This is a genomic window from Shinella granuli (assembly GCF_004341885.1).
Taxonomy (GTDB): domain Bacteria; phylum Pseudomonadota; class Alphaproteobacteria; order Rhizobiales; family Rhizobiaceae; genus Shinella; species Shinella granuli.
The window spans coordinates 140,815-164,726 of the sequence record NZ_SLVX01000006.1; the positions used below are offsets into that span (position 1 = coordinate 140,815).

The 23,912-nt window shown below is 66.3% G+C and carries 23 protein-coding genes; 15 read left to right on the forward strand and 8 right to left on the reverse strand.

Annotated elements, in window-relative coordinates:
• The first annotated feature begins 1 nt into the window (after position 1).
• The 5 genes from EV665_RS12265 (at position 2) to lpxK (ending at position 4,669) form a co-directional block, all read left to right on the forward strand.
• Positions 2 to 808, forward strand: coding sequence for a 3'(2'),5'-bisphosphate nucleotidase CysQ (locus EV665_RS12265; protein ID WP_133034330.1), 807 nt, complete (start codon positions 2 to 4; stop codon positions 806 to 808).
• A gap of 61 nt (positions 809 to 869) precedes the next feature.
• Entirely contained in the window at positions 870 to 1,106 is a 237-nt protein-coding gene (locus EV665_RS12270; protein WP_064329207.1) for a DUF4170 domain-containing protein, read from the forward strand.
• A 108-nt stretch (positions 1,107 to 1,214) separates the two neighbouring features.
• Positions 1,215 to 2,528: a lipid IV(A) 3-deoxy-D-manno-octulosonic acid transferase gene (gene waaA / locus EV665_RS12275; RefSeq protein WP_133034331.1), complete on the forward strand. Its 1,314-nt coding sequence runs from the start codon at positions 1,215 to 1,217 to the stop codon at positions 2,526 to 2,528.
• Between the two features lie 13 nt (positions 2,529 to 2,541).
• On the forward strand, positions 2,542 to 3,276 hold the full coding sequence (locus EV665_RS12280; protein WP_064329209.1) for an HAD family hydrolase: 735 nt from the start codon (positions 2,542 to 2,544) through the stop codon (positions 3,274 to 3,276).
• Between the two features lie 331 nt (positions 3,277 to 3,607).
• Entirely contained in the window at positions 3,608 to 4,669 is a 1,062-nt protein-coding gene (gene lpxK, locus EV665_RS12290; RefSeq protein WP_133034332.1) for a tetraacyldisaccharide 4'-kinase, read from the forward strand.
• A gap of 83 nt (positions 4,670 to 4,752) precedes the next feature.
• On the opposite strand, the gene EV665_RS12295 is transcribed toward lpxK, so the two are convergent.
• Complete coding sequence (locus EV665_RS12295; RefSeq protein WP_064329211.1) at positions 4,753 to 4,986, reverse strand: DUF2093 domain-containing protein; 234 nt, start codon at positions 4,984 to 4,986, stop codon at positions 4,753 to 4,755.
• A gap of 244 nt (positions 4,987 to 5,230) precedes the next feature.
• Positions 5,231 to 7,036 carry a DNA mismatch repair endonuclease MutL gene (gene mutL / locus EV665_RS12300; RefSeq protein WP_133034334.1) on the reverse strand — a complete coding sequence of 602 codons (1,806 nt, stop codon included), beginning with the start codon at positions 7,034 to 7,036 and terminating at the stop codon, positions 5,231 to 5,233.
• A 308-nt stretch (positions 7,037 to 7,344) separates the two neighbouring features.
• On the opposite strand from mutL, the gene EV665_RS12305 reads away from it, so the two are divergent.
• The 3 genes from EV665_RS12305 (at position 7,345) to EV665_RS12315 (ending at position 10,989) form a co-directional block, all read left to right on the forward strand.
• On the forward strand, positions 7,345 to 9,042 hold the full coding sequence (locus EV665_RS12305; RefSeq protein WP_245337360.1) for a response regulator: 1,698 nt from the start codon (positions 7,345 to 7,347) through the stop codon (positions 9,040 to 9,042).
• A 140-nt stretch (positions 9,043 to 9,182) separates the two neighbouring features.
• The gene (locus EV665_RS12310) at positions 9,183 to 10,538 is read left to right on the forward strand and encodes a putative bifunctional diguanylate cyclase/phosphodiesterase (RefSeq protein ID WP_064329214.1); all 1,356 of its coding nucleotides are present in this window, start codon (positions 9,183 to 9,185) and stop codon (positions 10,536 to 10,538) included.
• A gap of 115 nt (positions 10,539 to 10,653) precedes the next feature.
• Positions 10,654 to 10,989: a PilZ domain-containing protein gene (locus EV665_RS12315; protein ID WP_064329215.1), complete on the forward strand. Its 336-nt coding sequence runs from the start codon at positions 10,654 to 10,656 to the stop codon at positions 10,987 to 10,989.
• Positions 10,990 to 10,992: 3 nt separating this feature from the next.
• Here EV665_RS12315 and EV665_RS12320 read toward each other — a convergent pair whose 3' ends face one another.
• On the reverse strand, positions 10,993 to 11,919 hold the full coding sequence (locus EV665_RS12320) for a LysR substrate-binding domain-containing protein (protein WP_064329216.1): 927 nt from the start codon (positions 11,917 to 11,919) through the stop codon (positions 10,993 to 10,995).
• A gap of 88 nt (positions 11,920 to 12,007) precedes the next feature.
• Here EV665_RS12320 and EV665_RS12325 point away from each other — a divergent pair, with 88 nt between their 5' ends.
• Complete coding sequence (locus tag EV665_RS12325) at positions 12,008 to 13,552, forward strand: trimethylamine methyltransferase family protein (RefSeq protein ID WP_380685401.1); 1,545 nt, start codon at positions 12,008 to 12,010, stop codon at positions 13,550 to 13,552.
• Between the two features lie 79 nt (positions 13,553 to 13,631).
• Here the strand turns inward: EV665_RS12325 and EV665_RS12330 are convergent, their stop codons facing one another.
• From EV665_RS12330 to EV665_RS12350, 5 genes are all read right to left on the reverse strand, one after another.
• A complete protein-coding gene (locus EV665_RS12330) occupies positions 13,632 to 14,345 on the reverse strand; it encodes a PRC-barrel domain-containing protein (RefSeq protein WP_064332414.1) in 714 nt (237 codons plus the stop codon).
• 196 nt (positions 14,346 to 14,541) lie between these two features.
• Complete coding sequence (locus tag EV665_RS12335) at positions 14,542 to 15,426, reverse strand: SMP-30/gluconolactonase/LRE family protein (protein ID WP_133034336.1); 885 nt, start codon at positions 15,424 to 15,426, stop codon at positions 14,542 to 14,544.
• The gene (locus tag EV665_RS12340; protein WP_133034337.1) at positions 15,423 to 16,061 is read right to left on the reverse strand and encodes a 2-dehydro-3-deoxy-6-phosphogalactonate aldolase; all 639 of its coding nucleotides are present in this window, start codon (positions 16,059 to 16,061) and stop codon (positions 15,423 to 15,425) included. Before EV665_RS12340 ends, EV665_RS12335 begins: the two co-directional genes overlap by 4 nt.
• A 57-nt stretch (positions 16,062 to 16,118) precedes the next feature.
• A complete protein-coding gene (locus EV665_RS12345; protein ID WP_133034338.1) occupies positions 16,119 to 17,042 on the reverse strand; it encodes a 2-dehydro-3-deoxygalactonokinase in 924 nt (307 codons plus the stop codon).
• Positions 17,042 to 17,809 carry an SDR family NAD(P)-dependent oxidoreductase gene (locus tag EV665_RS12350; RefSeq protein WP_133034339.1) on the reverse strand — a complete coding sequence of 256 codons (768 nt, stop codon included), beginning with the start codon at positions 17,807 to 17,809 and terminating at the stop codon, positions 17,042 to 17,044. Before EV665_RS12350 ends, EV665_RS12345 begins: the two co-directional genes overlap by 1 nt.
• 93 nt (positions 17,810 to 17,902) lie before the next feature.
• On the opposite strand from EV665_RS12350, the gene EV665_RS12355 reads away from it, so the two are divergent.
• The 6 genes from EV665_RS12355 to EV665_RS12380 all read left to right on the forward strand — a co-directional run bounded on the left by EV665_RS12355 (position 17,903) and on the right by EV665_RS12380 (position 23,887).
• Positions 17,903 to 18,694 (forward strand): IclR family transcriptional regulator, encoded by a 792-nt coding sequence (locus EV665_RS12355; RefSeq protein WP_133034340.1) that lies wholly within the window; start codon positions 17,903 to 17,905, stop codon positions 18,692 to 18,694.
• Between the two features lie 262 nt (positions 18,695 to 18,956).
• Positions 18,957 to 19,694: a helix-turn-helix transcriptional regulator gene (locus EV665_RS12360; protein ID WP_133034341.1), complete on the forward strand. Its 738-nt coding sequence runs from the start codon at positions 18,957 to 18,959 to the stop codon at positions 19,692 to 19,694.
• A gap of 84 nt (positions 19,695 to 19,778) precedes the next feature.
• Complete coding sequence (locus tag EV665_RS12365; protein WP_064329224.1) at positions 19,779 to 20,522, forward strand: helix-turn-helix transcriptional regulator; 744 nt, start codon at positions 19,779 to 19,781, stop codon at positions 20,520 to 20,522.
• A gap of 115 nt (positions 20,523 to 20,637) precedes the next feature.
• Positions 20,638 to 21,819, forward strand: coding sequence for an Mrp/NBP35 family ATP-binding protein (locus tag EV665_RS12370; protein ID WP_133034342.1), 1,182 nt, complete (start codon positions 20,638 to 20,640; stop codon positions 21,817 to 21,819).
• A 138-nt stretch (positions 21,820 to 21,957) separates the two neighbouring features.
• On the forward strand, positions 21,958 to 22,941 hold the full coding sequence (locus tag EV665_RS12375) for a magnesium transporter CorA family protein (protein WP_133034343.1): 984 nt from the start codon (positions 21,958 to 21,960) through the stop codon (positions 22,939 to 22,941).
• A 190-nt stretch (positions 22,942 to 23,131) separates the two neighbouring features.
• On the forward strand, positions 23,132 to 23,887 hold the full coding sequence (locus tag EV665_RS12380; RefSeq protein WP_162853044.1) for a class I SAM-dependent methyltransferase: 756 nt from the start codon (positions 23,132 to 23,134) through the stop codon (positions 23,885 to 23,887).
• Positions 23,888 to 23,912: the final 25 nt, after the last annotated feature.

The window sequence follows — 23,912 nt, forward strand, 5'->3', positions numbered from 1 at the left end:
CATGCCGAGCCCCGCCAACGCCTGGACCGCCGACCTCGATCTTCTCACCGGCGCCGCGCGGCTTGCAGGGGCCCGGGCGCTCGACTTCTTCCGCAAGAGGCCGGAGGTCTGGTGGAAGAACGGCGGCCGCTCGCCGGTGAGCGCGGCCGATTTCGCGGCCAACGACATCCTCAAGAAGGAGCTGCTCTCCGCCCGGCCGAACTACGGCTGGCTCTCGGAGGAGACCGACGACGATGCCGGCCGGCTCGACTGCGAGACGGTCTTCGTCATCGATCCGATCGACGGCACGCGCGCCTTCATCGCCGGCAAGGACGTGTGGTGCGTCAGCGCCGCCGTGGTGCACAGGGGCCGCCCGGTCGCCGGCGTCCTCTTCGCCCCGGCGCTCGACGAACTCTTCACCGCGGCGGCCGGCGGCGCGGCGCTGAAGAACGGCCAGCCGATCCGCGCGACCGATCCGGACGCCGCCCGCCCGACGCGCATCGCCGCGCCCGAGGACATGGCGCACGGCATCGACCGGCACATGGTCGGCGGCGTGCAGCGCATCTCCCATGTGCCCTCGCTCGCCTACCGCCTCGCCATGGTGGCGGACGGGCGCATCGACGCAACGCTGGTGAAGCGCAACGCCCACGACTGGGATCTGGCGGCCGCCGATCTCATCCTCGCGCAGGCCGGCGGCGCGCTCGTCATGCTCGACGGCGAGGCGCTGTCCTACAACCGGCCGGCCGTCAGCCACGACACGCTGGCGGCGGCCGGACTGTCCCGGCTTTCCGGGCTTGTCGAGGCCTCCCGGCACCTTGCCGGCCATTGACCTTTGATGCGGAATACCGCAAACCCATTGCCGAAATCGGCATCATGAAAAGAGAGAAAACATGACCGAAAGCAAAGAACCGAAACAGCTCCTCCATCTGGTTTTCGGCGGCGAACTGACGACGCTGGCGGACATGCAGTTCCGTGATCTCAACGATCTCGATATCGTCGGAATCTTCCCCGACTATGCCTCCGCGCTCACCGCCTGGAAGTCGAAGGCACAGCAGACCGTGGACAATGCGCATATGCGCTATTTCATCGTGCACATGCACCGGCTTCTGGATCCGCAGCAGAACTGAGGCGCGTTTCCCGACACCGTTCCGCGCGGCTCGACGCCGCGCCGAACCAGAGACCGGACCTTCCATGATCCCGAACAAGACGAAAGCCGCAACCAAGGTCACCTGCGCATGAGCAGGCGCCTCGCCCGTTTCGCGCTTTCGCTTTACCGCTGGGGCGGCGTCGCGCTCTATCCGATCGTCAGCCCCTATCTCACGTTCCGGGCCGCCAAGGGCAAGGAAGACCGTTCCCGCCGCCGCGAGCGCTACGGCTATGCCAGCGTGCCGCGCCCGGCGGGGCCGCTCGTCTGGTTCCATGCGGCCAGCGTCGGCGAGACCAACGCGGTAATCCCGCTCATCAAGGAAGTGCGCCGCCGCGGCATCGCCGTGCTGCTGACGACGGGGACGATCACGTCCGCCAAGGTCGTGCGCGACCGCCTGGGCACGGATGTCATCCACCAGTATGTGCCGCTCGACCTGAAGCCGGCGATCAGCCGGTTTCTGGAATACTGGCATCCCGACCTTGCCATCATGGCGGAATCGGAGATCTGGCCGATGACCATCCTGGAGCTCGGCAAGCGCCATATCCCGCAGGTCCTGGTCAACGGGCGCATCTCGGATCGCTCCTTCCCGCGCTGGAAGCGGCGCCATGCCATCGCCGACGCCATCTTCGAGAATTTCGCCCTCGTCATCGCCCAGTCGGAGCTCGATGCCGACCGGTTCCGCACGCTTGGAGCCCTGCCGGTGCTGGTCTCCGGCAACCTCAAGGTCGACACGGACGCGCCGCCGGCCGATTCCGCCGTGCTGCGCAGCTTTCTCGACCAGATCCAGGGCCGGCGCACCTGGGCAGCGATCTCCACCTTCGAAGGCGAGGAGGCGGCCGCCGGCGATGTGCACCGGGTGCTGAAGGAGCGCACGGGCCTGCTCACCATCATCGTGCCGCGCCATCCCGAGCGCAGCGACGCCATTGCCGACATGCTGGAGGCGCGGGGCCTGAAGGTCGCCCGCCGCACGCGCGGCGACGTTCTGACGCCGCAGACCGACATCTTCCTCGGCGACACGATCGGCGAGATGGGTCTCTACCTCCGCATGACGGAGATCGCCTTCGTCGGCCGCTCGCTGTTCGCCGAAGGCGGGCAGAATCCGCTGGAGCCGGCCATGCTCGGCTGCGCGATCCTGTCCGGCGGCAATGTGCAGAACTTCCGCGAGGCCTACCAGCAGCTCGCCCGCAACGGCAGCGCCAAGATGGTGCGCGACACGGAGATGCTGGCCAAGGGCGTGCACTATCTCCTTGTCAACGACGAGATGCGCAAGCAGATGATCGAGGCTGGGCAGGAGACCGTGCAGGAGATGCGCGGGGCGCTGCGCGCCACCATCAAGGGGCTGGAGCCCTATATCAATCCGCTCACCGTGAAGGCGCGGCTGCATCCGCGCCAGACGTCCTGACGAAAGGCGTGTCATGTCCAAGGCTGAGACCATTTCCGGCATCCTCTTCGACAAGGACGGGACGCTGCTCGACTATGCCAAGAGCTGGGTGCCGGTGAACTACGAGCTTGCCCGCATCGCCGCCGCCGGCGACGAGGCGCTGGCCCGCACGCTGCTTCTGGCCGGCGGCATGGACCCCGACACCGGCTATGTCACGCCCGACAGCCTGCTGGCCGCCGGCAACACGGTGGAGATCGCCGAGGGCATGGTCGCGGCCGGCGCGCCCTTCACGGTGGAGGCGCTGGCGACCCATTTCGACGGCCTCTTCGCCAATTCGGCGCAGCTTGCCGTCGCCGTCACGGACCTTGCGCAGTTCTTCGCCACCATGCATGCCCGCGGCTACTGGCTCGGCGTCGCCTCCAGCGACAACGAGGCCTCGATCCGCGCGACGGCGAAGCGCTTCGGCTTCGAGGGCTACCTGCATTATGTCGCCGGTTACGACAGCGGCTTCGGCACCAAGCCGCAGCCGGGCATGGTGCTCGGCTTCTGCGCCGCGACGGGCCTTGCGCCGCACCAGGTCGCCGTCGTCGGCGACAACAACCACGACATGCATATGGGCCGCAATGCCGGCGCGGGCCTCAACGTCGCGGTGCTGACGGGCACCGGCTCGCGGGAATCGCTTTCGGACGCCTCGGATTATTGCCTTGCCGACATCACCGAGCTCGTCCCGCTCCTCCCCGAGGCGGCCATCGCGCGTCCGGTGGCGTGAGCGGGTTGAGCTACCCCCCTCTGCCCTGCCGGCCATCTCCCCCTCAAGGGGGGAGATTGGATGGAGCAGCGCTCTGCGCGTCTTTAACGTCGCGAATTGAGCGAGGTTCACGCCGCTTGTCGATCTCCCCCCTTGAGGGGGAGATGCCCGGCAGGGCAGAGGGGGGTATGCGCCCATGTGATGACCTCTCGATCATTCACAGGCGATCGCTCCCCCTTTGCGGCGATAGGCTGCTACTGCGAACCGCACGCTCACAATCCCCCCGGTTGATTTTCCTCAACTTCTCGCGTTTGCTGCAAGGAGCCGGGTCGGGATGCCCGCGGGGGACGGAATGGTAAGTGAAGCGCCGCCTTTCTGGTGGACGAAGCCTGACTGGCGGGCCTATGCGCTCTGGCCGGTCTCGCGCCTTTACGGCCTGATCGCCGGCCGGCGCATGCGCAAGGGCCGCCGTGCCGAGGTGGCCGTGCCCGTCATCTGCGTCGGCAACTTCACCGTCGGCGGGGCCGGCAAGACGCCGACGGCGATCGCGCTCGCCCGCGCCGCCAAGGCGCGGGGCCTCAAGCCCGGCTTCCTCTCGCGCGGCTATGGCGGCTCGCTCGACGTGACCACCGTCGTCGATCCGCACCATCACCGCGCCCGCGCCGTCGGCGACGAACCGCTGCTGCTCGCCCGCGAGGCGCTGACCGTGATTTCGCGCCGGCGTGTCAAGGGCGCGCGCAGGCTGGTGGAGGAGGGCGCCGACCTTATCATCATGGACGACGGCTTCCAGAGCGCGCAGCTCACCTTCGACTATGCGCTGCTCGTCATCGACAGCCGCCGCGGCATCGGCAACGGCCATCTCGTGCCGGGCGGGCCGGTGCGCGCGCCGCTTGCCGAGCAGATGCGCCAGGCGAACGCGCTTCTGGCGATCGGCAACGGCAACGCCGCCGACGCGCTGATCCGCCAGGCGGCGCGGGCCGGCAAGGCGATCCACTCCGCCACCCTCGTCACCGTCGGCGCGGAAGACCTCGCCGACAAGGTCGTCATGGCCTGGTCGGGCATTGCCGACAACGAGAAGTTCTTCCGCACCGTCACAGAGACGGGCGCGCATCTCTACGTGACGCGCAGCTTCCCCGACCACCATCACCTCTCCGAGGACGAGGTCGCGGAACTCCTCGACCACGCCGAAGGCGTCGGCTACCAGCTCGTCACCACGGCGAAGGACAGCGTTCGCCTTGCCGGCGAGCACGGCCGCGCGCAGGAGCTGAAGGAAAAGAGCCGGGTGATCGAGGTGGAAATCCGCTTCGACGATCCCAAGGGCCCGGACGCGATCATCGATGCGGCGATTGTCAGCGCAAGGCGGCGCAAGCTGCACCGCCTGGCCGCGAAAGAGCGGGAAGGGGGTAGGCATTAGGCAATAGAGCCAATAGGGAATTGACGCTACCGCGTCCCCAGTCAGTCTCTACTGCCTACTGCCTACTGCCTACTGCCTACTGCCTACTGCCTCTTCTGCGTCGGCAGCGCGCCGGCACGCTTTTCGGCCTCCAGCGAGGCCTCGGCGGTGGCATAGGGCTCCTGCCGCGCGACGCTCCAGTAGCGCAGTTCGTCGACGGGCACCGTCTCGCCGGTCATCGCGCAGATGACGTGGGAGCCAGGCATCAGGATCTGGAAATCGCCGTCGAGATAGCGGATCTTCGCTTCGCGGCTGCCGCGTCCTTCAAAACGGTTCATCATCGATCTCAATATCCGTCTCATTGAGGGGTCACGCGCCGACCGCGCGGTCAATATCGTGCCATATCCCGGCAAGGGTGAAAATTCCAGCCTTTTTGCCGCACACGCGGCCGGCTGCGGGCAAGCAAGGCATGTTCCCGCCTAAAGCGCGTCGCGATCTTCCGATTCGCTCCTTGCGCTTTCGGTCGTTGATTTTTCGCATGGCGTTATCGCCAAACCGCTGCACACCTTTGCGCGACATGCTCTAGCTCCGCCCGAACAGCCGCTCGATGTCGGAAAGCTTGAGCTCGATATAGGTTGGCCGGCCGTGGTTGCACTGGCCGGAGCCGGGCGTCGCCTCCATCTGGCGCAGGAGCGCGTTCATCTCCTCCGGCCGCATGCGCCGGCCCGAGCGCACCGAGCCATGGCAGGCCATGGTCGCCGCCAGATATTCCAGCTTGTTCTTCAGCCCGCTGGCGGTGTCCCATTCGGCTAGTTCGTCGGCAAGCTGGCGCACGAGCCCGGCCGCGTCCATCTCGCCGAGCATGGCCGGCGTCTCGCGGATGGCGACGGCACCCGGCCCGAAGCGCTCGATGCCGAGGCCGAGGCGGGCGAACTCCTCCGCATGGGAGACCAGCCGGTCGCAATCGTCCTCGGGCAGGTCGACGATCTCGGGGATGAGCAGGGCCTGCGCCGGCACCGGCCGGGCATGGAGGGCGTTGCGCATCGCCTCGAAGACCAGCCGCTCATGCGCCGCATGCTGGTCGACGATGACGAGCCCGTCCTCGGTCTGCGCGACGATGTAGTTCTCGTGCAGCTGCGCGCGTGCCGCGCCGAGCGGATGGCGCTGCGGCTCCTCGTCCCGCGGCGTGGTGGAGGGAGGGGCGAAGGCCGGTTCGCTGCGCGCCGAGGGCGCGGCGAAATCGGCAAAGCCGGCCTGCCTCTCGCTGAAATGCGGCGCCGCGGCGCCCGCCGTCTCGAAGGGGCGATAGGGCGAGGCTGCCGGGCTCCAGGGCGTCTGCGGGCGCTGCGTCTCCGGCCGGAAGGCACGCATCAGGCCGGCCGCGCCGGTCGTTGCCGCCCGGTCGCCCTCGCGGGCGAGCGCCTCGCGGATCGCGCCGATGATGAGGCCGCGCACCAGGCCCGGATCGCGGAAGCGCACGTCGGATTTCGCCGGATGCACGTTGACGTCGACGAGCGCCGGGTCGATCTCGATCGCCAGCACCGCCACGGGATAGCGCCCATGCGGGATGGTCTCGGCATAGGCGGCGCGCAGCGCCGCCCAGATCAGCTTGTCCTGCACCGGCCGGCCGTTGACGAAGGCGAACTGGTTGAGGCTGTTGCCGCGGTTGAAGGTCGGCACGCCGGCAAAGCCGGTGAGCCGGACGCCCTCGCGCGCCGCATCGATCTCGATGGCATTGTCACGGAAATCGCGGCCGAGCACCTGCGCGATACGGGCAAGCCTGTCGCTGCCCGTCGCGGGAAATTCCAGCGTCGTGCGGTCGGAGCCCGACAGCACGAAGCGCACCTGCGGAAAGGCGATCGCCATGCGCCGCACCACGTCGGAAATGGCGGAGGCCTCCGCCTTCTCGCTCTTCAGGAATTTTAGGCGGGCGGGCGTTGCGAAGAACAGGTCGCGCACCTCGACGACGGTGCCGCGGTTGGCGGCGGCCGGCCGAACCGGCGCCACCTTGCCGCCGGTCACGCTGATCTCGGCGCCCTCGCCGGCCTCCGCCGTGCGGCTGAGCAGCGAGAGCTTCGCCACGGACCCGATGGAGGGCAGCGCCTCGCCGCGGAAACCCAGCGTGCGGATGTCGAGCAGATCCTTGTCGAGCTTCGAGGTGCAATGGCGGCGGATCGCCAGTTCCAGGTCGGCGGGCGCCATGCCGCTGCCATTGTCGGTGACGCGCAGCAAGGTCTTGCCGCCGCCGGCCGTTGCGATCTCGATGCGCGTCGCGCCCGCGTCCAGCGCGTTCTCGATCAGCTCCTTGGCAGCGCTTGCCGGCCGTTCGATCACCTCGCCTGCGGCAATCTGGTTGATGAGGGTTTCGGAAAGCTGCCTGATCGTCATGCCGCCATTTTCGCGGATTCGGCGGGGCCTTGGAAGGGGCAAGTTGGCTTATCCCGCCTTGCGGGCGCAGGGCGGCCGCAAATCGTTTAATCAGGCTTTAATAAAATGCTGCCAACGTGCGCGGAGGTTTGTATGAACACAAGCCGGCCGGTTTCCCGGTGGACAATTTCAGCGTCGCTGGCCGCTGTCATTCCCCTCTGTCCGAAGGTGCAGGACGCACCGATCAGCATGTGTCCGGGAATGCCAGACAGGCGAGGTCTGCCACTATGAATGATGTAGCGTCGCCAGACGCGAACATCCGGCTGGGTATGTTTGAGGCCGCGTGCGATATCCTCGCCGCCGCCGTGATCGTCTACGACAAGAACGATTGCCTCGTCTTTGCAAGCCGCCAGGTCCTGCGCTACTTTCCCATTCCCGCCGATACGCTGAAAGCGGGCACGCGGCTGCGCGACGTGCTCGGCGCCATCTTCGACAGCGGCGTGCGCTACGGCATTCCGGCCGATCAGCGCCACAAGGCCGTCAACCGCGAGGAGTGGATTTCCACCCGCATCTCGGCCCACTGGCGCGAGCAGCACGACGCCGTCGAGCGGCTCGGCCGCGACCGCTGGATCCATTTCCGCAAGCGCCGCCTGCCGAGCGGCTACAATGTCACCACGCTGGTCGACGTCTCCGAGCAGAAGAAGCAGGAAGAGCAGTGGCGCTCGGATCTCGAACGCATCGCGCTGACAGAGGAGATCCTGGAGACCCTGCCGTCGCCGGTCGTCATCAAGGACCGCAACTTCACCTATATCGCCGCCAACAGGGCCTTCTGCGCGATCTACAATGCCAATGCAGACGGCATTCTCGGCCGCTCGGTCTGGGACCTCGCGGATGCGGAAAATGCCGAGCGCATCGAGCGGTCCGACCGTACGGTGCTGGAAACGGGCGAGCCCTACAGCGTGCCGGAGCATGTCATCCGCGCCGACGGCTCCGATCTCTACGCCATCACCCGGAAATACCGCATCGGCGCGCCGGGCCACCATGCCATCGTCACGGTCATGGAGGACGTGACCGCGCTCGTTGCCGGCAACAGGGCGATGTCGGATGACGGCGACGTGTTGCTCAGCGTGCCCGGTGGCTTCGTGGAGGCACAGAACTGCTTCGATCCGGTGCGCGACGCGGAGCGCCGGCTGCTGCTCGAACAGTTGAACGGCGAGGAGCTGCGGGCGCTGGCCGGCAGGCGCGCCTTGATCGCCACGCCCAATCCGCGCATCGAGGAGATCCTGGTCGGCGAATTCCGGGCGCGCGGGGCGGATTGCTGCGCGGTGCGCAGCGTCCACGAGCACGACGCCTTCCTCGCCCTTGCCGCCCGCCAGGGGATTTCGATCGCCCTCGTGGTGATCGACGACAACCTGCCGGACCACGAGCGCATCCTTTCCAACGAGCACGGCATCGCCACGCGGGTGATCGCGCCCGACGGCATCGGCCCGGATTTCATGCGCACGCTCGCCGAGGAACACGAACTGCTCTCGCAGAACGCCTCGCCGCTCGGCGACATCCTCACGCCGGTGTCGCTGTCGGACGACTGGTACATCGCGACGGACATTTCCGTCATGTTGCCGGGCGCCGTCGGCGATATCGAGGTGCTCGTGGCCGAGGACAACCAGATCAACCAGTTCGTCTTCTCGCAGATCCTCGAAGGCATGGGCATCTCGCACCGCATCGCCGAGAACGGCGAGGAGGCGGTGATGCTCTGGCGCAAGCACCAGCCGCGCCTCGTGCTGATGGACATTTCCATGCCCGTGATGAACGGCATCGACGCGGCGATGGAGATCCGCGAGGCGGAGAAGCTGACGGGCACCCACACGCCCATCGTCGCCGTCACCGCCCAGGCGCTCAATGTCGACATGCAGAACTGCATGGAGGCCGGCATGGACGATTACATCACCAAGCCGGTCAGCCCCGACATGATCGAAGCGATCTATCGCCGCTACGCCGCCAAGCAACCGGAGAAATCTGTCGCGTAAGTTGAACCGGACCGGTCAACTCCCCAGAATTGGGGAGGGCGGTGGGCAGGAGTGACGATCGTTTGCTATGTTTTTGTTAACGGTCATGCCTCATCGTGGAACCATCCTCGGAGGTCGCGTGCAAGTACGGGAAATCATTGATGAAGTCTGCTGAACCTGCAGCGCTGGATGTTTCCCAGACTGACCTCCATGCCATGGCCTATACGGACCCGCTCACCGGGCTCGGCAACCTCTACCGGCTGCGCGACAAGGTGCGCCAGATCGCCAAGGAGCGCGAGGAGGACCCGGCGCCCTTCGCTATCGGCATCGCCAATCTCGACGGCTTCAAGCCGATCAACGACCTTTTCGGCCCGCGCGCGGGCGACGAGATCCTCTGCCAGGTCGCCCATCGCCTGAAGGCCTGCGTTCCCGACGGCGCCACCGTCACCCGCCACGGCGGCGACGAGTTCGCCTTCGTGCTGCCGCTGGTCTTCGAGCGCAAGGGCGCGGAGAAGATCGGCCAGATGCTGCGCGAGGTCCTGTCCGCCCCCTTCGACCTGGGCGACCGCAACGTGCGCCTTTCGGCCTCCTTCGGCTTTGCCATCTTCCCCTTTGCCGGCGAGGACTTCACCGAGCTTCTGAAGAGCGCGGATACGGCCCTCTATCGCTCCAAGCGCCGCGGCCGCGGGCAGATCACCGTCTATTCCCAGGAAATCGCCCAGGAGATGAAGCGCGCCACGCAGCTCGAGCAGGCGCTGCGCAATGCCATCATCGCCAATGAGGTGGACGTGCATTTCCAGCCGATCGTCAGCCTGCGCGACGACACGGTCGTCGGCTTCGAGGCCCTGGCGCGCTGGTGCGATGCCGATCTCGGCTATGTCTCGCCCGCCACCTTCGTGCCGCTTGCCGAGGAGCGCGGCTTCATCGACGCGCTGTCCGACACGCTGCTGCGCAAGGCGGCCGAGACGGCGCTGTCCTGGCCGAAGGAACTCTTCCTCTCCTTCAACCTCTCCTCCGCCCAGCTTATGGACCCGAAGACCGCCTTCAACACGCTGGCTATCCTCAACCGCGTCGGGCTCGATCCGCGCCGGCTGGAGCTGGAGATCACCGAGACCGCGGTGATGACGGATGCCGACACGGCGCAGAAGATCGTCGGGGAACTGCGCGCGGCGGGCGTGCGCATCTCGCTCGACGATTTCGGCACCGGCCAGTCGAGCCTCGGGCGCCTGCGCGATTTCACCTTCGACAAGGTGAAGATCGACCGCGCCTTCGTCTCGCGCATTTCCAACGACAAGGCCTCCGAGCACATCATCAAGGCGATCGTCGCCATGTGCGAGGGCCTCGACCTTGCCGTCGTCGCCGAAGGCATCGAGGACTTCTCCGAGGCGCTGAAGCTGAAGGCGCTCGGCTGTGGCATGGGGCAGGGCTATTTCTACGGCAAGCCGCAGGATGCCGTCGCCACCATGCGCTACCTGTCCGATCGCTATGTCAGCGTCGAGGGCCGGGCCGTCGGCTGAAGCCCTGTCTCCCGATGGGCCACATCGTTAAAATTGCAGGCATCTGTTTAGCCGGATGGCAAACAACCTCCGGTATGGTCGGCTCCAGAGTGAATGTTCGTGAGGGGAGCCACGGATGACGACCATCAAGGAAATGCCCGTCAGGGCGAACAGCCGTTCCAGGGTGCGCATTTTCGCGACCGTGCGGGTGATGCACCAGTCGACGCGGGCGCGCGTCATCGACCTTTCCCCGACGGGCATGGCCTTCGATGTGGAAAAGCCCATCCAGGCCATGGCCGGCCAATTGGTGACGGTCGAGAGCGAGGAACTGGGCAGGCTCAGCGGCACGGTGCGCTGGTATTCCAACGGCCGCCTCGGCATCGAATACAAGCTGTCGACCAACGCGCTCGCGCAGATCACCTCCTATTTCCGCTTCTTCCACGAAGAGGTGCGGCCGGTCCTGCGCCGCTGAGGTTCAGGCCTCGCCGCTCCGGCCCAGCCGGCCTTCCTCCAGCAGCCAGTCCCGCACCCGCCGGGCCGGGCCGTTGAGCTCGCGCGAACGCGGCCAGACGACGTAGAAGGCGTCGTCCGTCTTCAGCACATGGCCGCCGACGGTGACGAGCGCGCCCGAGCGCACCTGCCCGTCGATGAGGTGCCGCCAGCCGAGCGCGACGCCTTCCCCCGCCAGCACCGCCTGGATCACCAGAACATAATCGTTGATGGCGAGCCGGCGCGCCTGCGCCGGATAGCGCACGCCGGCGCTGGCGAACCATTCCGGCCAGTCGCAGGCCGCCCGCACCGGCTCCTCCAGGTGGATGAGCGGCAGTTTCAAGAGTTCTTCCGGCGTTCCCGGATATCCGCGGCTTTCGACGAAGGCGGGGCTCGCCACAACCGTGATCACCTCCGGCGCCAGCAGCGCGGCATGGTAGCGCGGCCATTTCGCCGGATCGCCGCCGCGAATGCCGAGCGGGATCGGTTCCTCGTCGAGGTCGAGGTCGCGCACGCTGGTCTGGATGCGCAGGTCGATATCGGGAAGGTCGGCGCGCAGCTTGGCGAGCCGCGGCAGCATCCACATCGAGGCGAAGGCGGTGGAGGCGGCCAGCGTCACATTCGCCTCCCGCCCCTTGGCACGAATGTCCTCCGCCGATTTCTGGATGCGCGACAGGCCGAGCGTCACGTCGGCATGGAAGCGCTCGCCGGCATCGGTCAGCTCCACGGCGCGGTGGATGCGGTGGAAGAGCGCCACGCCGAGCTGTTCCTCAAGGTTGCGCACCGCGTAGGAGACGGCCGCCTGCGTCATGCCGAGCTCGGCGGCCGCGCGGGTAAAATTCTGGTGCCGCCCGGCGGCCTCGAAGATGATGAGGCTGGAGGCGGAGGGGAGCAGGCGGCGCAGGGTTTCCATAAATACAGCTTATAGTCTTCGTAAGTTTTTTCCAGCGTCACAAGGCGTGCAATCACGCTTAGCCTCGCTCAGGATTATGGAGGCGGCAATGGCAGACGCAGCGACGATCGAAGCACCGGCACGCAGGGGCAGGACGCGCCCGGCCCGGCGGGAGGGCGCCAAGGCGCTCGGCGTTCCCTATATCGTGCGGGGCATCCCGACCTATGACGTGCTGTCGGAGGAGAACCTTCAGAAGATCGAACGGGCGGCCGACCGCATCCTGGCCGAGGTCGGCATCGAGTTCCGCGACGATCCCGCCGCCATCGACCACTGGAAGCGCGCCGGAGCGAAGGTGGAGGGCCTGCTCGTGCGCTTCGAGCCCGGCATGCTGCGCGAAATCGTCTCCTCCGCGCCTGCCGAGTTCACCCAGCATGCCCGCAACCCCGCCAACAATGTCGAGATCGGCGGCAACAAGGTGGTCTTCTCGCCGGCCTATGGCTCGCCCTTCGTCATGGACCTCGACAAGGGCCGGCGCTACGGCACGCTGGAGGATTTCAAGAATTTCATCAAGCTCGCCCAGTCGAGCCCCTGGCTGCACCATTCCGGCGGCACGATCTGCGAACCGGTCGATATCCCCGTCAACAAACGCCATCTCGACATGGTCTACAGCCATATCAAATATTCCGACCGCGCCTTCATGGGCTCGATCACCGCGGAGGAGCGCGCGGAGGATTCCATCGACATGGCGCGCATCCTGTTCGGCGCCGATTTCGTCGACAAGAACTGCGTCATCCTCGGCAATGTCAACGTCAACTCGCCGCTCGTCTGGGACGGCACCATGACGAAGTCGCTGCGCGCCTATGCCCGCGCCAACCAGGCCGCCGTCATCGTGCCCTTCATTCTCGGCGGCGCCATGGGGCCGGTGACGAATGCCGGCGCCATCGCCCAGTCCTTTGCCGAAACGCTCGCCGGCTGCGCGCTGACCCAGCTTGAGAGGAAGGGCGCGCCGGTCATCTTCGGCAATTTCCTCTCCTCCATGTCGCTCCGGTCAGGCTCGCCCACCTTCGGCACGCCGGAGCCGGCCATCGGCTCCATGGTCGTCGGCCAGCTCGCCCGGCGCCTGAAGCTGCCGCTGCGCTGCGCCGGCAATTTCTCGAACTCCAAGCTGCCGGACGGCCAGGCCATGCAGGAAGGGCTGATGTCCATGCTGTCGGCGGTGCATTGCGGCGCCAACTTCATCCTGCATTCCGCCGGCTTCCTCGACGGCCTGCTCTCCATGTCCTACGAGAAGTTCGTGATGGATGCGGATCTGTGCGGCGCGCTGCATTCCTATCTCGCCGGCGTCACGGTCGACGACAACACGCTGGCCATGGACGCCTTCCTCCAGGTCGGCCCCGGCAGCCACTTCCTCGGCTGCGACCACACGATGCGCAACTACCAGACGGCCTTCTGGGATTCGATGCTGTCCGACAACGAGCCCTTCGAGAAGTGGAGCGAGGAGGGCGGCTCGACCGACATGGCGACCCGCGCCAACCGCCAGTGGAAGAAGACGCTCGCCGAATACGAGGCCCCACCGCTGGACGCCGCCATCGACGAGGCGCTGTGCGATTACATGGACCGCAAGAAGGCCGCCATGGCCGACGCCTGGTATTGACGCCTTTCAACGGCACGACGAAAAACCCGGTGGCGCAGGGATGTGCCACCGGGCTGGAGATCAGAGGGAACCTGCCGGATTATTCGACCGGCTGGGTGGCCGGAGCCGTGCCCGTATCGGTCGTCGACGAGGTCGTCGAGGTGTCGACCGGGGTATTGGCCTGGCGTTCGGCAACCTGCTGCGCCGTGGTCTTGAATTCCGGCGCGGCCTGCAGGCTTTCGGCGGTTTCGGTCGTCGTCAGCTTGACGTCGTCCGAGTCCGGAACCTGCGTGATCGAGATCTTCTCGAACGGAACGGCGACCCACTTCTCGCCGATGCCCAGGAAGCCACCGACACCGACAACGGCTGCGGTGATGCCGCCGTCCTTCTCCATGATCAGGTCGCTGATCTTGCCGATGCTTTCATCGGCGCTGTTGTAGACGGTCTGGCCGAGATAGGTGTTGGCGCTGATCTGTTCCGGCGACTGGGCCGTCAGATAGTCACCGCCGGCAGCCGGAGCCTGGGCCGTGTCCTCGGTCGGGGTCGTTGCCGGGGTCTGAGCCGTGTCTTCGGTGGCCGTGCCTGTTGCCGGCGTCTGGGCCGTATCCTCGGTTGCAGGCGTGCCCGGGTTTGCAGCGGTGTCGCCCGGCGTGGTGCCCGTTGCGTCATCGCCGGTCAGGCCCGGCTGCTGTTCCATCGTCTGGGTCTGGTCGCCGGCCGGCTGGTTGGTATCCTGTGCGTAAGCTGCCGGGGCAATTGCCGCGCCGAGGAAGAGTGCACCAGCGGCAACGGAAGTGAGAAACTTATTGGTCATTTTGAACCTGCCTTTCGTCTCGTTGGCATCAAGGCGCGGCAGACTTGAAAAGGGCTGTCCGCACCGGCTGATGGACAAGGAACGGCGACGTCCGGTTTTGGTTCCGATGAAAATTGCCTTCTTTTTGATTGCGGCCATGCATTTTTAGCGCAGAAGCGGACGCAAGATCGCGGCCCGCTCCTGGCTGAATGCGTCGTCAGAGTGCGAAGTTCGGCTCGAAACGTCCCTTTACCGGAACGCCAAGCTCGAAGGTCTGGCCGGCATGCGGATCGGCAAGGTGCCCGGCCGCGTCCATGCCCTGCCAGGCGGACGTCACCAGGAGCCGGTCGGCCTTCTCGCCGATGAAGGCCGGGCAGCTCGCCTGCGCGGCGGGCACCAGATGACGGGCGATCTTCGTGCCGTCGGGCCTGTAGACATCGACGGCATTGGCGCCCCAGCGTGCATTCCAGATCAGGCCGTCCGCATCGCAGACCGCGCCGTCCACGCCGCCGGGCGTGCCGGTCTCGTCGCTGAGCATTTCGGGCGTGCCGATGGGCAGCCCGGTTTTCGGGTCGAGCGCGACGCGCATCAGGTGATTGACATCCGTGTCGGTGAAATAGCCGATGCTGCCGTCCGGCGAGAAGCAGATGCCGTTCGGGATGGTGATGTCGGAGAAGAGCTTCGTCACCGTCCCGCCGGCAATATGATAGATCGCGCCGGCGTGCTTTTCCGCCTTGCGGCCCATCGTGCTCGCCCACAGCGCGCCGGACGGGTGCACGCGCCCGTCATTGGAGCGGTTCTGCGGCTTGTCCTCCAGCGTGGCGAAGGGGCTGAGCGTTCCATCGGCGACCCTGCGCAGGAAAAGCCCCTGGTCGGAAACGATGAGCTGGCGCTCGGGATCGACGACGGCGAGCACGCTGCCGAGGAAGGGCAGGGCATGCGTCGCCTTGGTCATGGTCGCAAGGTGCAGTTCATGCAGCGTGCGGCCCGTGATGTCGAACCAGAAAGCCTTGTCCGTCGCCGGATCGTAGGTCGGGCCTTCGCCGAGTTCGCAGGCCGTCCCGCACAGGATGCGGCCGGTGAAGGAATGGGTCTCGCTCATTTCCCGCCTCCATAGACCGCGTCATAGGCTTCGATCGTCGCGCGGGCGCGGCTACGCACCTCGTCGGCGCCCATGCCCACCTTGTAGAGGCTGGAGCCGAGGCCGAAGCTGCGGATGCCGATCGCGGCATAATCGGCGAAATTCTTCTCCGAGACGCCGCCGACGGCCGCGATCTCCAGGTCGGCCGGCAGCACGGCGCGGATCGCCTGGATGCCGGCGGGGCCGAGCACGCTGGCGGGGAAGAACTTGAGCCCCGTCGCCCCGGCGCGCGCGGCGGCGAGCGCTTCGGTCGGCGTGAAGACGCCCGGCATCGTCACCATGCCCTTGGCGGCGGCGGCGGAGATGACGTCGGGCTCGACATTCGGGCTCACCATCAGCCGTCCGCCGACATCGGCGAGCCGGTTGACATCCGCGACGGTCAGCACGGTGCCGGCGCCGATCAGGCAGTCCTGCGGCGCCATCTTCACGGCGGTCTCGATCGAGGTGAACGGATCGGGCGAGTTCAGCGGGATCTCGATCGCGGTGAAGCCCGTCTCGATCAGCGCGCCGACGACGGCCTCGGTCTCGCCCGGCTTCAGGCCGCGCAGGATGGCGATCAGCGGGTATTTTATCGGGGGAAAGGATATGCGGTTCATCGGTTCAGCTTTCTCGGGAGCACGTCCGGGTGCGTGGATTTGCATTGCAGTGCATGTTCAGAGGGACCAGAGGGCTCTTGCGCCCGCGGCAAGGCCGTTGCGCACGGCGGCGTCGGCATCGATGACGGCGGGGGAGATGCCGGCGGCGGCAAGGGCGTCCTTGTAGAGCGTGCCGAGCCCGCCGGACACGACGAGCGCGACGGGCGTGCCCTCGGCGACGAGCGAGAGGGCGCCGGCGATCTCCAGGCCGATCAGCGTGCCGGAAAGGCGCGCCTTGGCATCGACAGGCGAAAGCCCCGCGATCAGCGAGCCGGCGCGCACGGAGAAGAGCTGGCTCGTGGCAAGCGCCGGATTGGCCACCATGCGCGTGACGGCGGTGCGGAAGGCGGCGTTGTCGCCGGAAATCGGCCCCGCCTCGGCGATGGCGTGGCTGAGGATCGTGTTCCTGGCGATTGCCTCGAACAGCTCGCCGGTCATGAAGGTGGAGAACCCCGCGACCTTTCCGCCGGAAAGGCGCACCCACTTGCTGTGCGTGCCGGGCATGCAGACGAGGTGGTCGCCCTCGCCGAGCTGGGCGGCGGCGCCAAGAAGCTGGGTCTCCTCGCCGCGCATGACATCGGGCGCGGCCGCATCGCGCTGGGCAAGGCCGGGCAGGATGCGGATGTCGGCGGCGGCGCCGGGAATGCGTACGGCAGCGGCGGGAATGTCGGCAAGCGCGGCGGGCGTGTCGAGATAGCCGGCCTCGACCCAGCCCTGCTTCGCCCCGGCCATGCCGCAGATCAGCACCGGCAGGCCGGCGGGCGCCGACACGGCGGCAAGGTGGCTTTCCAGCACCTCGGCAAAGCCGGTGCGGGCGGCGGTCGTCATGCCTTCGCCGCTGCGGCGCTCGGCGAGCACGTCGCCGTCCCTGCCGATGAGCCAGAGGCGGAAGCTGGAGGTTCCCCAGTCGACCGCGACATAAGCGGGTTCGGGTGCGGTCATCAGAGCATGCCTCCATCGACGATGAGCGTTTGTGCGGTTATGGCGGCGGAGGCATCCGACGCCAGGAAAAGGCAGGGGCCGACCATGTCGTCGGCGATGAGCGAGCGTTTCAGGCACTGGCGGGCGATGCCGCCGGCCACCGCCGCCTCATCGATCCAAAGGCGCTTCTGCCGCTCGGTCAGCACCATGCCGGGCAGGATGGCGTTGACGCGGATATTGTCCGGCCCGAGCCGGCCGGCGAGCGACTTGGTAAGGCCGATGATGCCGGCCTTGGCGGTGGCATAGCCGGGAAACTCGCCCATGTTGAGCAGGAAGGCGATGGAGGAGAAATTGACGATCGCCCCGCCGCCGGCCGCCCGCATATACGGTGCCACGGCTTGGGCGGCGAAGAAATGGTGGCGGAGATTCACCGCCTGGTTCTCGTCCCAATAGTCGGGCTCGACGGTTTCCAGATCGTGCCGGTCGTCGCGCGCCGCATTGTTGACGAGCACGCTGAGGCCGCCGAGCGCGCTGGCGGCCTGTTCGACCGCCCGGCGCAGCGCGTCGATGTCGCGAAGGTCCGTCCTTATATAAAGCGGCAGGTGCTCGACCGCGCCTTCGAGTTCCGAGACCAGGGTGCGGCTCTCCGCCTCGGCAATGTCGAGGAAGGCGACACGGGCGCCCGCAGCGGCAAAGCCTTTCACCAGCGCCGCGCCGATGCCCGAGCCGCCGCCGGTGACGAGAACGCCCTGTCCTGCGAGGTCCGGATAGCGGCCCGCCATCGTCATTCTCCCATTAATTCCATTATTTGGAACTGAGTTTGATTATTCGGAATTATTCCGCTACCATGGCGGCCTGTCAAGGGATGGGCCGGGGTTGCGATGATGGCAAACGAACGGGACGAGGAGGCGGGCACCGGCACGCTCGGCAAGGCGATGGCGGTGCTGGAGACCGTGGCGCTCGCCGAGCGCCCCATGCGCTTCACCGACGTGCTCGCCGTCAGCGGCCAGCCGCGCGGCACGCTGCACCGCCAGCTCTCCCATCTGGTGCAGGAAGGGTTGCTGGAGCTGCGCCCCGACCATGCCTATGTGCCGGGCCTGCGCCTTCTGAAGCTTGCCTCGGCAAGCTGGGCGCGCAACGAATTCCGCGCCGTCGCCGCGCCTTTTCTCGAAGCGCTGCACCGGCAGACCGGCGAGACCGTGCATCTCGGCGTGCTGCGCGGGCGGGAGATCATCTATCTCGACAAGGTGGAGAGCCGGCAGGCCGTGCGCATGAATTCGCAGATCGGCAATGCCTCGCCGGTCTATTGCACCGGTGTCGGCAAGGCGGCGCTCGCCGCGCTCGATGCCGAGGCGCTCGACGCCATCCTGTCGGGGCTGGAGCTGCGCCGCTTCACGCCGCAGACGATCACCAGCCGGGCGGCGCTGCTCGACGAGCTGGCGCAGATCCGCGCAAGCGGCATTGCCTTCGACCGGGAGGAGCACGAGCCGGGCATCCGCTGCGTCGCTGCGCCGGTCTTCGACGCCGGCCGCGCGCTCGTCGCCGGCGTTTCGGTGACGGGGCCGGCCTACCGTGTCGGTGAGGTGCAGCTTGATGATTGGGCGCCGCGTGTGCGTCATGCGGCCGGCGGCATCATGGCGGAGTTGTCCGCCCGTCTCGGTCCGCAACGGTAAGTCGAGGGAGGAGGTCGGCAAATGGTGGCATGGTTGTCTTCTGACGCCATTTTACGGTAAATTAGAAAATCGCGCTGGACGCGGAGTAGGGGCATCATTAGCTTCCCTCACGACCAGCTCACGAGTTGCGTCGCTCACCGCGAACTTGAGGCGCGGTTCATCGAACATACTTGCATTGGGATACGGGGGTTCCTGAGGCAAGCAGTGCATTGTGACGGCAGTTCTTGCCGTACGGGCGCGTGCGTGCTGAAGGAAGATGGATATGGCCGATCGATTTCATACGGCATCTGCACAGTTCCGGCACCGGTGGGATCCGGGTCCCGCCGCGCTTGGTTCGCAGGAGGATGTTGCCGAAACGCTGGACGGCCTTGCCAAGCATTACGGCCTTCGCGGTTATCTCCTGATCAACGTACCCTCGGAAACCTCGACCGACTTCTCCTCCAATGTTCTGCTGACGTCCTGGCCGGACGAGATGCTCAAGACCTACGACCATGCCGGCCTGATCTTCGGCAGCCCCGTCGTCGAGCGCCTGCGCCAGAGCACCAATCCCTTCACCTATGATGCGGAGCGTACGAACCGCCGCAGGGCCGACGGCAAGGCGACGATCGCGGCAAACCTCTTCGAGCGGCACGGCCTGTCGCGCGGGGCCTATTTTCCGGCCCACAATTCGGCCGGCCTGCGCGGTGCGCTCGCCTTCGGCGGCACGCGCGAGGCGCTCAATCCGCGCGAGATGGCCGAGCTCAACGCGGTGGCGAACCTCATCTTCACCGAGGTGATCGAGCTGCGTGCCGGCCGCCGGCAGAACGTCTCGCTCTCGCGCCGCGAGATCGAGTGCCTGTCCTGGGCCTCCGCCGGCAAGACGAGCGTGGAAATGTCTGAAATCCTGGGCCTTTCGGAATATACGGTCAATCATTATCTCAACCGGGCGACGCGCAAGCTTGATGCCGTCAACCGGGTCCAGGCGGTCGCCAAGGCGATTCGCGCTGGGCTTTTGAACTGATGCATAAAAAAACCTTGCGACTTTCTGGAATGCGTGCGGTTCCGCTCCAATTGCTCAAGGCCAAGAACAAAATTGCGGGGAACCATGACGGCTGACGAAACGAGCAGCACCGATAACCAGCTACGGGACGAAGGCAGCGAGATCGCCGCTCTCGAAACGCAGTTCGACATCGTGCGCTATATGCGGCGCAAGTGCGAGGAATACGGGCTCAAGTTCTTCATTGTCTTCAACCTGCCGGGTTTCGAGGCGGAAAAGCTGTCGGCCTATTCCATCGTCAGCAACTGGCCGCAGGAGATCCTGGCGAAATACGATGCCCTGCGCATGGTTCGCCACAGCGCCGGCATCCGCAAGCTGCGGCTTACCACCGTGCCGTTTTCCTATGACATGCGGGAATGGATCGGCGAATCCTCTGAGCAGACGGATTTCAGCGAGCTGCTCGACGTCATGACCGGCCACGGCATGCTGACCGGCCATTTTTTCCCCGTGCACGACGCGCTCGGCAATCGCGGCGCCATCGTCTGGGGCGGCGAGAGCCCGACGCTCGGCCGTGACGAGCGGCTGATGCTGCAGATGATCTCCGTCCACCTCTTCAACCGGCTTGCCGAGATCGGCGCCGCCTGGAAATCCGGCCAGGTCGTGCTCACCGAACGCGAGATCCAGTGCCTGAGCTGGACGGCGGCGGGCAAGACCAGCCTGGAGATCGCCGAGATCCTCGGCCTGTCCGAGCATACGGTGAACCACTACCTCAACCAGGTCACGCGCAAGCTGGAAGCGGTCAACCGCACCCAGGCCGTGGTCAAGGCCATCCGCCGCGGGCTGATCGCCTGAGCGGGCGCCGAGGCTTTCCGTCGCGGGCGAAAACGTTTGGCGCGCGCCCTTCCGTGCACTATCTACGCAAAACAGGGCCGCGGCCCGACGCCGCGACGGGTCTATCGAGGGTTTCATGACTGACGTAAGCAAGGAACAGGTGCTGGAACGGCTGCGCACGGTGCGCGGCCCCGACATGGACGGCAACATCGTCGACCTCGGCCTCGTCTCTGATGTCTTCATCTCCGACGGCAAGGCCTATTTCTCCATCACCGTGCCGGCCGAGCGGGCCCGCGAGCTGGACCCGATGCGCGCCGCCGCCGAGCGTGTCGTCAAGGAAATCCCCGGCATCAAGGCCGCCATGGTGGCGCTGACGGCGGACAAGCGCGCCGCAACCGGCCCGGCCGCCGCGCGCGCCCCCACCCCGCCGCCGCCCGGCCGCGGCGATGCGCACAGCCATGCCGGCCACGCCCATGCCGCACCCGGCCAGCCGCCGCAGCGCACGAAATCGGGCATTCCCGGCGTCGGCGCCATCATCGCCGTCGCGTCGGGCAAGGGGGGCGTCGGAAAATCCACCACCTCCGTCAACCTCGCCCTGGCGCTGAAGGCGAACGGCCTTCGCGTCGGCATCCTCGACGCCGATATCTACGGCCCCTCCATGCCGCGGCTCCTGAAGATCTCCGGCCGCCCGCAGCAGCTTGAGGGCCGCACGATCAAGCCGATGGAGAACTACGGCATCAAGGTCATGTCCATGGGCTTCCTCGTCGACGAGGAGGTAGCGATGATCTGGCGCGGGCCGATGATCCAGTCGGCGCTGATGCAGATGCTGCGCGAGGTCGCCTGGGGCGAGCTCGACGTGCTCGTCGTCGACATGCCGCCCGGCACGGGCGACGCCCAGCTCACCATGGCCCAGCAGGTGCCGCTCGCCGGCGCCGTCATCGTCTCGACGCCGCAGGACCTCGCGCTCATTGATGCGCGCAAGGGCCTCAACATGTTCTCGAAGGTCGAGGTGCCGGTGCTCGGCATCGTCGAGAACATGAGCTATTTCATCGCGCCCGACACCGGCAACCGCTACGACATCTTCGGCCATGGCGGTGCGCGCAAGGAGGCCGAGCGCATCGGCGTGCCCTTCCTCGGCGAGGTGCCGCTGACCATGGATATCCGCGAGACCTCCGATGCCGGCACACCCGTCGTCGTCTCCAATCCGGAGGGCGCGGCGGCAAAGACCTATCGCGCGATCGCCACGCGGGTCTGGCAGGAACTCCAGGCGATCGAGGGCAAGGGCGGGCGCGGCGCGCCGGCCATCGTCTTCGAATAGCCGGCTCTTTGCGTCTCGGGGTGTTGCCCGCCATGGCCTTGCTTTTTATGTTGCGCCGCGCAATATGCGCGGCCGACCGCTGAAGCGTGGCGTCCAGTCAGGAGTGTGAGCGATGGTCCTTTTCGGAGCCATTCGCCGGTGATCACGGTTTTCCGCCCCAACGGCGAGGCGCGCGCCCTGCCGGCAGAAACCGATTCCGCGGCCGCCGAGGCTCTTGCCGGCACCGTCTGGGTCGACATGCTCGAACCCACCCGCGGCGACGAGGCGCTGATCGAGCGCATCCTGCCGATCGACGTGCCGACCCGCGACGAGCTGAAGGACATCGAGCCGTCGAGCCGGCTCTACACGGACGGTACCGCGGCCTACATGACCGCCTCGCTGATGGTGAAGGCGGAAAGCGACCTGCCGCACCTGACCGACGTCGCCTTCATCCTCACGCCGGACCGGCTGCTGACGGTGCGCTATGCCGAGCCGCGCTCGTTCTCCCTTTTCCGGAGCGCGATGCACCGCATTCCCGGCGGCTGTACCTCGCCCACGGTGATGATCACCCGGCTCCTGGAAACCATCGCCGACCGCACGGCCGAAATCCTCGAAATCGCCGTTTCGCGCGCCGACACGCTCTCGCTCGAAGTGTTCGGCGACAAGCGCCATCTCAGCCGCCGCCCGCCGCGCTATCTGGAAGACCGCGTCGTGCAGGTCTCCGCGCTCCACCGTCTCGTCGCCAAGACGCGCGACAGCCTGATGTCGCTCTCGCGCGTCCTGACCTTCCTGCATGGCCTGCCGGCGCTGCAATCCGATCGCGAGAGCCTGGAACTCTGCCGCACCGTGACGCGCGACGTGCAGTCGCTTTCCGAACACGCCAACTTCGTCGCCGGCAACATCACCTTCCTGCTCGATGCCTCCCTCGGCCTCATCAATCTTGAGCAGAATGCCATCATCAAGATCTTCTCGATCGCCTCCGTCGTGCTGCTGCCGCCGACGCTGATCGCATCGACCTACGGCATGAACTTCGAATTCATGCCGGAACTGCACATGGCCTATGCCTATCCGCTGACGCTGGCGGCCATGGTGCTGTCGGCGATCCTTCCCTTTTTCTTCTTCCGCTGGAAAGGCTGGCTCTAGCAGGGGAGCCGTCCTGCCCGCGCGATGGGAGGCCGCGACCTTCCCTCGAAGCCGGCTATAAGCGTGGCCATGCCGCAGCGTCCGGCAGGCAACCTGCGACAGCCTGGCGTAAGCCGCCTGTGCAAACACTGGCCTTTCTTCCAACACTTCGCGGGCTTCTCAGGACATGGCGCTAAAAAGTATATACAACATGCTTTCACCGACAATGCGTGAAAGGACGCCTTGGCAGAGCAAGAAGACCCCGCCGTTTGCCGCGATCGACCAGACCCTTTCCGGGCAGATCTGGGTCCAGATACCGGGAGGGCACAAATGGCTCGGATATTTTCCGATATACGACCGCGAATTCATGCGCTTCAGGAACAAGCAGCCCCGCGTGCTCGAAATCGGTGTCTATCGCGGCGCATCCCTCATGCTGTGGAGTCACTTCTTCGGCGAGGGAGCGTATGTCGTCGGGATCGACATCAACCCGGCATGCGCCGCCTTTGATCAGCTGGTGCCCAACACCTTCGTGGAGATCGGCGACCAAAGCGATCCGGCATTCCTTCAATCGGTCATCGACAAGCACGGTCCGTTCGACCTGATCATAGACGACGGCAGCCATGTGGCGTCCCACCAGATCGCCTCCTTCAACGGGCTGTTCGAAAAGGGCCTGAAGGATGACGGGATTTACTTCGTCGAGGACCTGGAATGCATGTATTGGGGGCATACGGACGAATTCCGCGATGCGCCGATCACCTCGACAGACTTCTTCAAGATGCTGGTGGATGTTCAAAACAGCATCTATGAGGACTACACCTATCATGATTTCGCCGTCCATATTCCCGGAACCCGCAGCGACTACACGGCGATCGACATCGCCAAGTCGATCGCGGGCATACGATTCTACCGGGGGGTGGCTCTCGTCGAAAAGTCGCCTCAGGTGCCGCCGCTCACGCTCCATATCTGAGATTTCTGACGTGTTCCCGGCCGAA

Bases quoted from the DNA above. Each gene is read 5' to 3' on its own strand.
- EV665_RS12265 (WP_133034330.1), top strand. From the start codon at position 2: ATGCCGAGCCCCGCCAACGCCTGGACCGCCGACCTCGATCTTCTCACC.
- EV665_RS12270 (WP_064329207.1), top strand. From the start codon at position 870: ATGACCGAAAGCAAAGAACCGAAACAGCTCCTCCATCTGGTTTTCGGC.
- waaA (WP_133034331.1), top strand. From the start codon at position 1,215: ATGAGCAGGCGCCTCGCCCGTTTCGCGCTTTCGCTTTACCGCTGGGGC.
- EV665_RS12280 (WP_064329209.1), top strand. From the start codon at position 2,542: ATGTCCAAGGCTGAGACCATTTCCGGCATCCTCTTCGACAAGGACGGG.
- lpxK (WP_133034332.1), top strand. From the start codon at position 3,608: ATGGTAAGTGAAGCGCCGCCTTTCTGGTGGACGAAGCCTGACTGGCGG.
- EV665_RS12295 (WP_064329211.1), bottom strand. From the start codon at position 4,986: ATGAACCGTTTTGAAGGACGCGGCAGCCGCGAAGCGAAGATCCGCTAT.
- mutL (WP_133034334.1), bottom strand. From the start codon at position 7,036: ATGACGATCAGGCAGCTTTCCGAAACCCTCATCAACCAGATTGCCGCA.
- EV665_RS12305 (WP_245337360.1), top strand. From the start codon at position 7,345: ATGTTTGAGGCCGCGTGCGATATCCTCGCCGCCGCCGTGATCGTCTAC.
- EV665_RS12310 (WP_064329214.1), top strand. From the start codon at position 9,183: ATGAAGTCTGCTGAACCTGCAGCGCTGGATGTTTCCCAGACTGACCTC.
- EV665_RS12315 (WP_064329215.1), top strand. From the start codon at position 10,654: ATGACGACCATCAAGGAAATGCCCGTCAGGGCGAACAGCCGTTCCAGG.
- EV665_RS12320 (WP_064329216.1), bottom strand. From the start codon at position 11,919: ATGGAAACCCTGCGCCGCCTGCTCCCCTCCGCCTCCAGCCTCATCATC.
- EV665_RS12325 (WP_380685401.1), top strand. From the start codon at position 12,008: ATGGCAGACGCAGCGACGATCGAAGCACCGGCACGCAGGGGCAGGACG.
- EV665_RS12330 (WP_064332414.1), bottom strand. From the start codon at position 14,345: ATGACCAATAAGTTTCTCACTTCCGTTGCCGCTGGTGCACTCTTCCTC.
- EV665_RS12335 (WP_133034336.1), bottom strand. From the start codon at position 15,426: ATGAGCGAGACCCATTCCTTCACCGGCCGCATCCTGTGCGGGACGGCC.
- EV665_RS12340 (WP_133034337.1), bottom strand. From the start codon at position 16,061: ATGAACCGCATATCCTTTCCCCCGATAAAATACCCGCTGATCGCCATC.
- EV665_RS12345 (WP_133034338.1), bottom strand. From the start codon at position 17,042: ATGACCGCACCCGAACCCGCTTATGTCGCGGTCGACTGGGGAACCTCC.
- EV665_RS12350 (WP_133034339.1), bottom strand. From the start codon at position 17,809: ATGACGATGGCGGGCCGCTATCCGGACCTCGCAGGACAGGGCGTTCTC.
- EV665_RS12355 (WP_133034340.1), top strand. From the start codon at position 17,903: ATGATGGCAAACGAACGGGACGAGGAGGCGGGCACCGGCACGCTCGGC.
- EV665_RS12360 (WP_133034341.1), top strand. From the start codon at position 18,957: ATGGCCGATCGATTTCATACGGCATCTGCACAGTTCCGGCACCGGTGG.
- EV665_RS12365 (WP_064329224.1), top strand. From the start codon at position 19,779: ATGACGGCTGACGAAACGAGCAGCACCGATAACCAGCTACGGGACGAA.
- EV665_RS12370 (WP_133034342.1), top strand. From the start codon at position 20,638: ATGACTGACGTAAGCAAGGAACAGGTGCTGGAACGGCTGCGCACGGTG.
- EV665_RS12380 (WP_162853044.1), top strand. From the start codon at position 23,132: ATGCTTTCACCGACAATGCGTGAAAGGACGCCTTGGCAGAGCAAGAAG.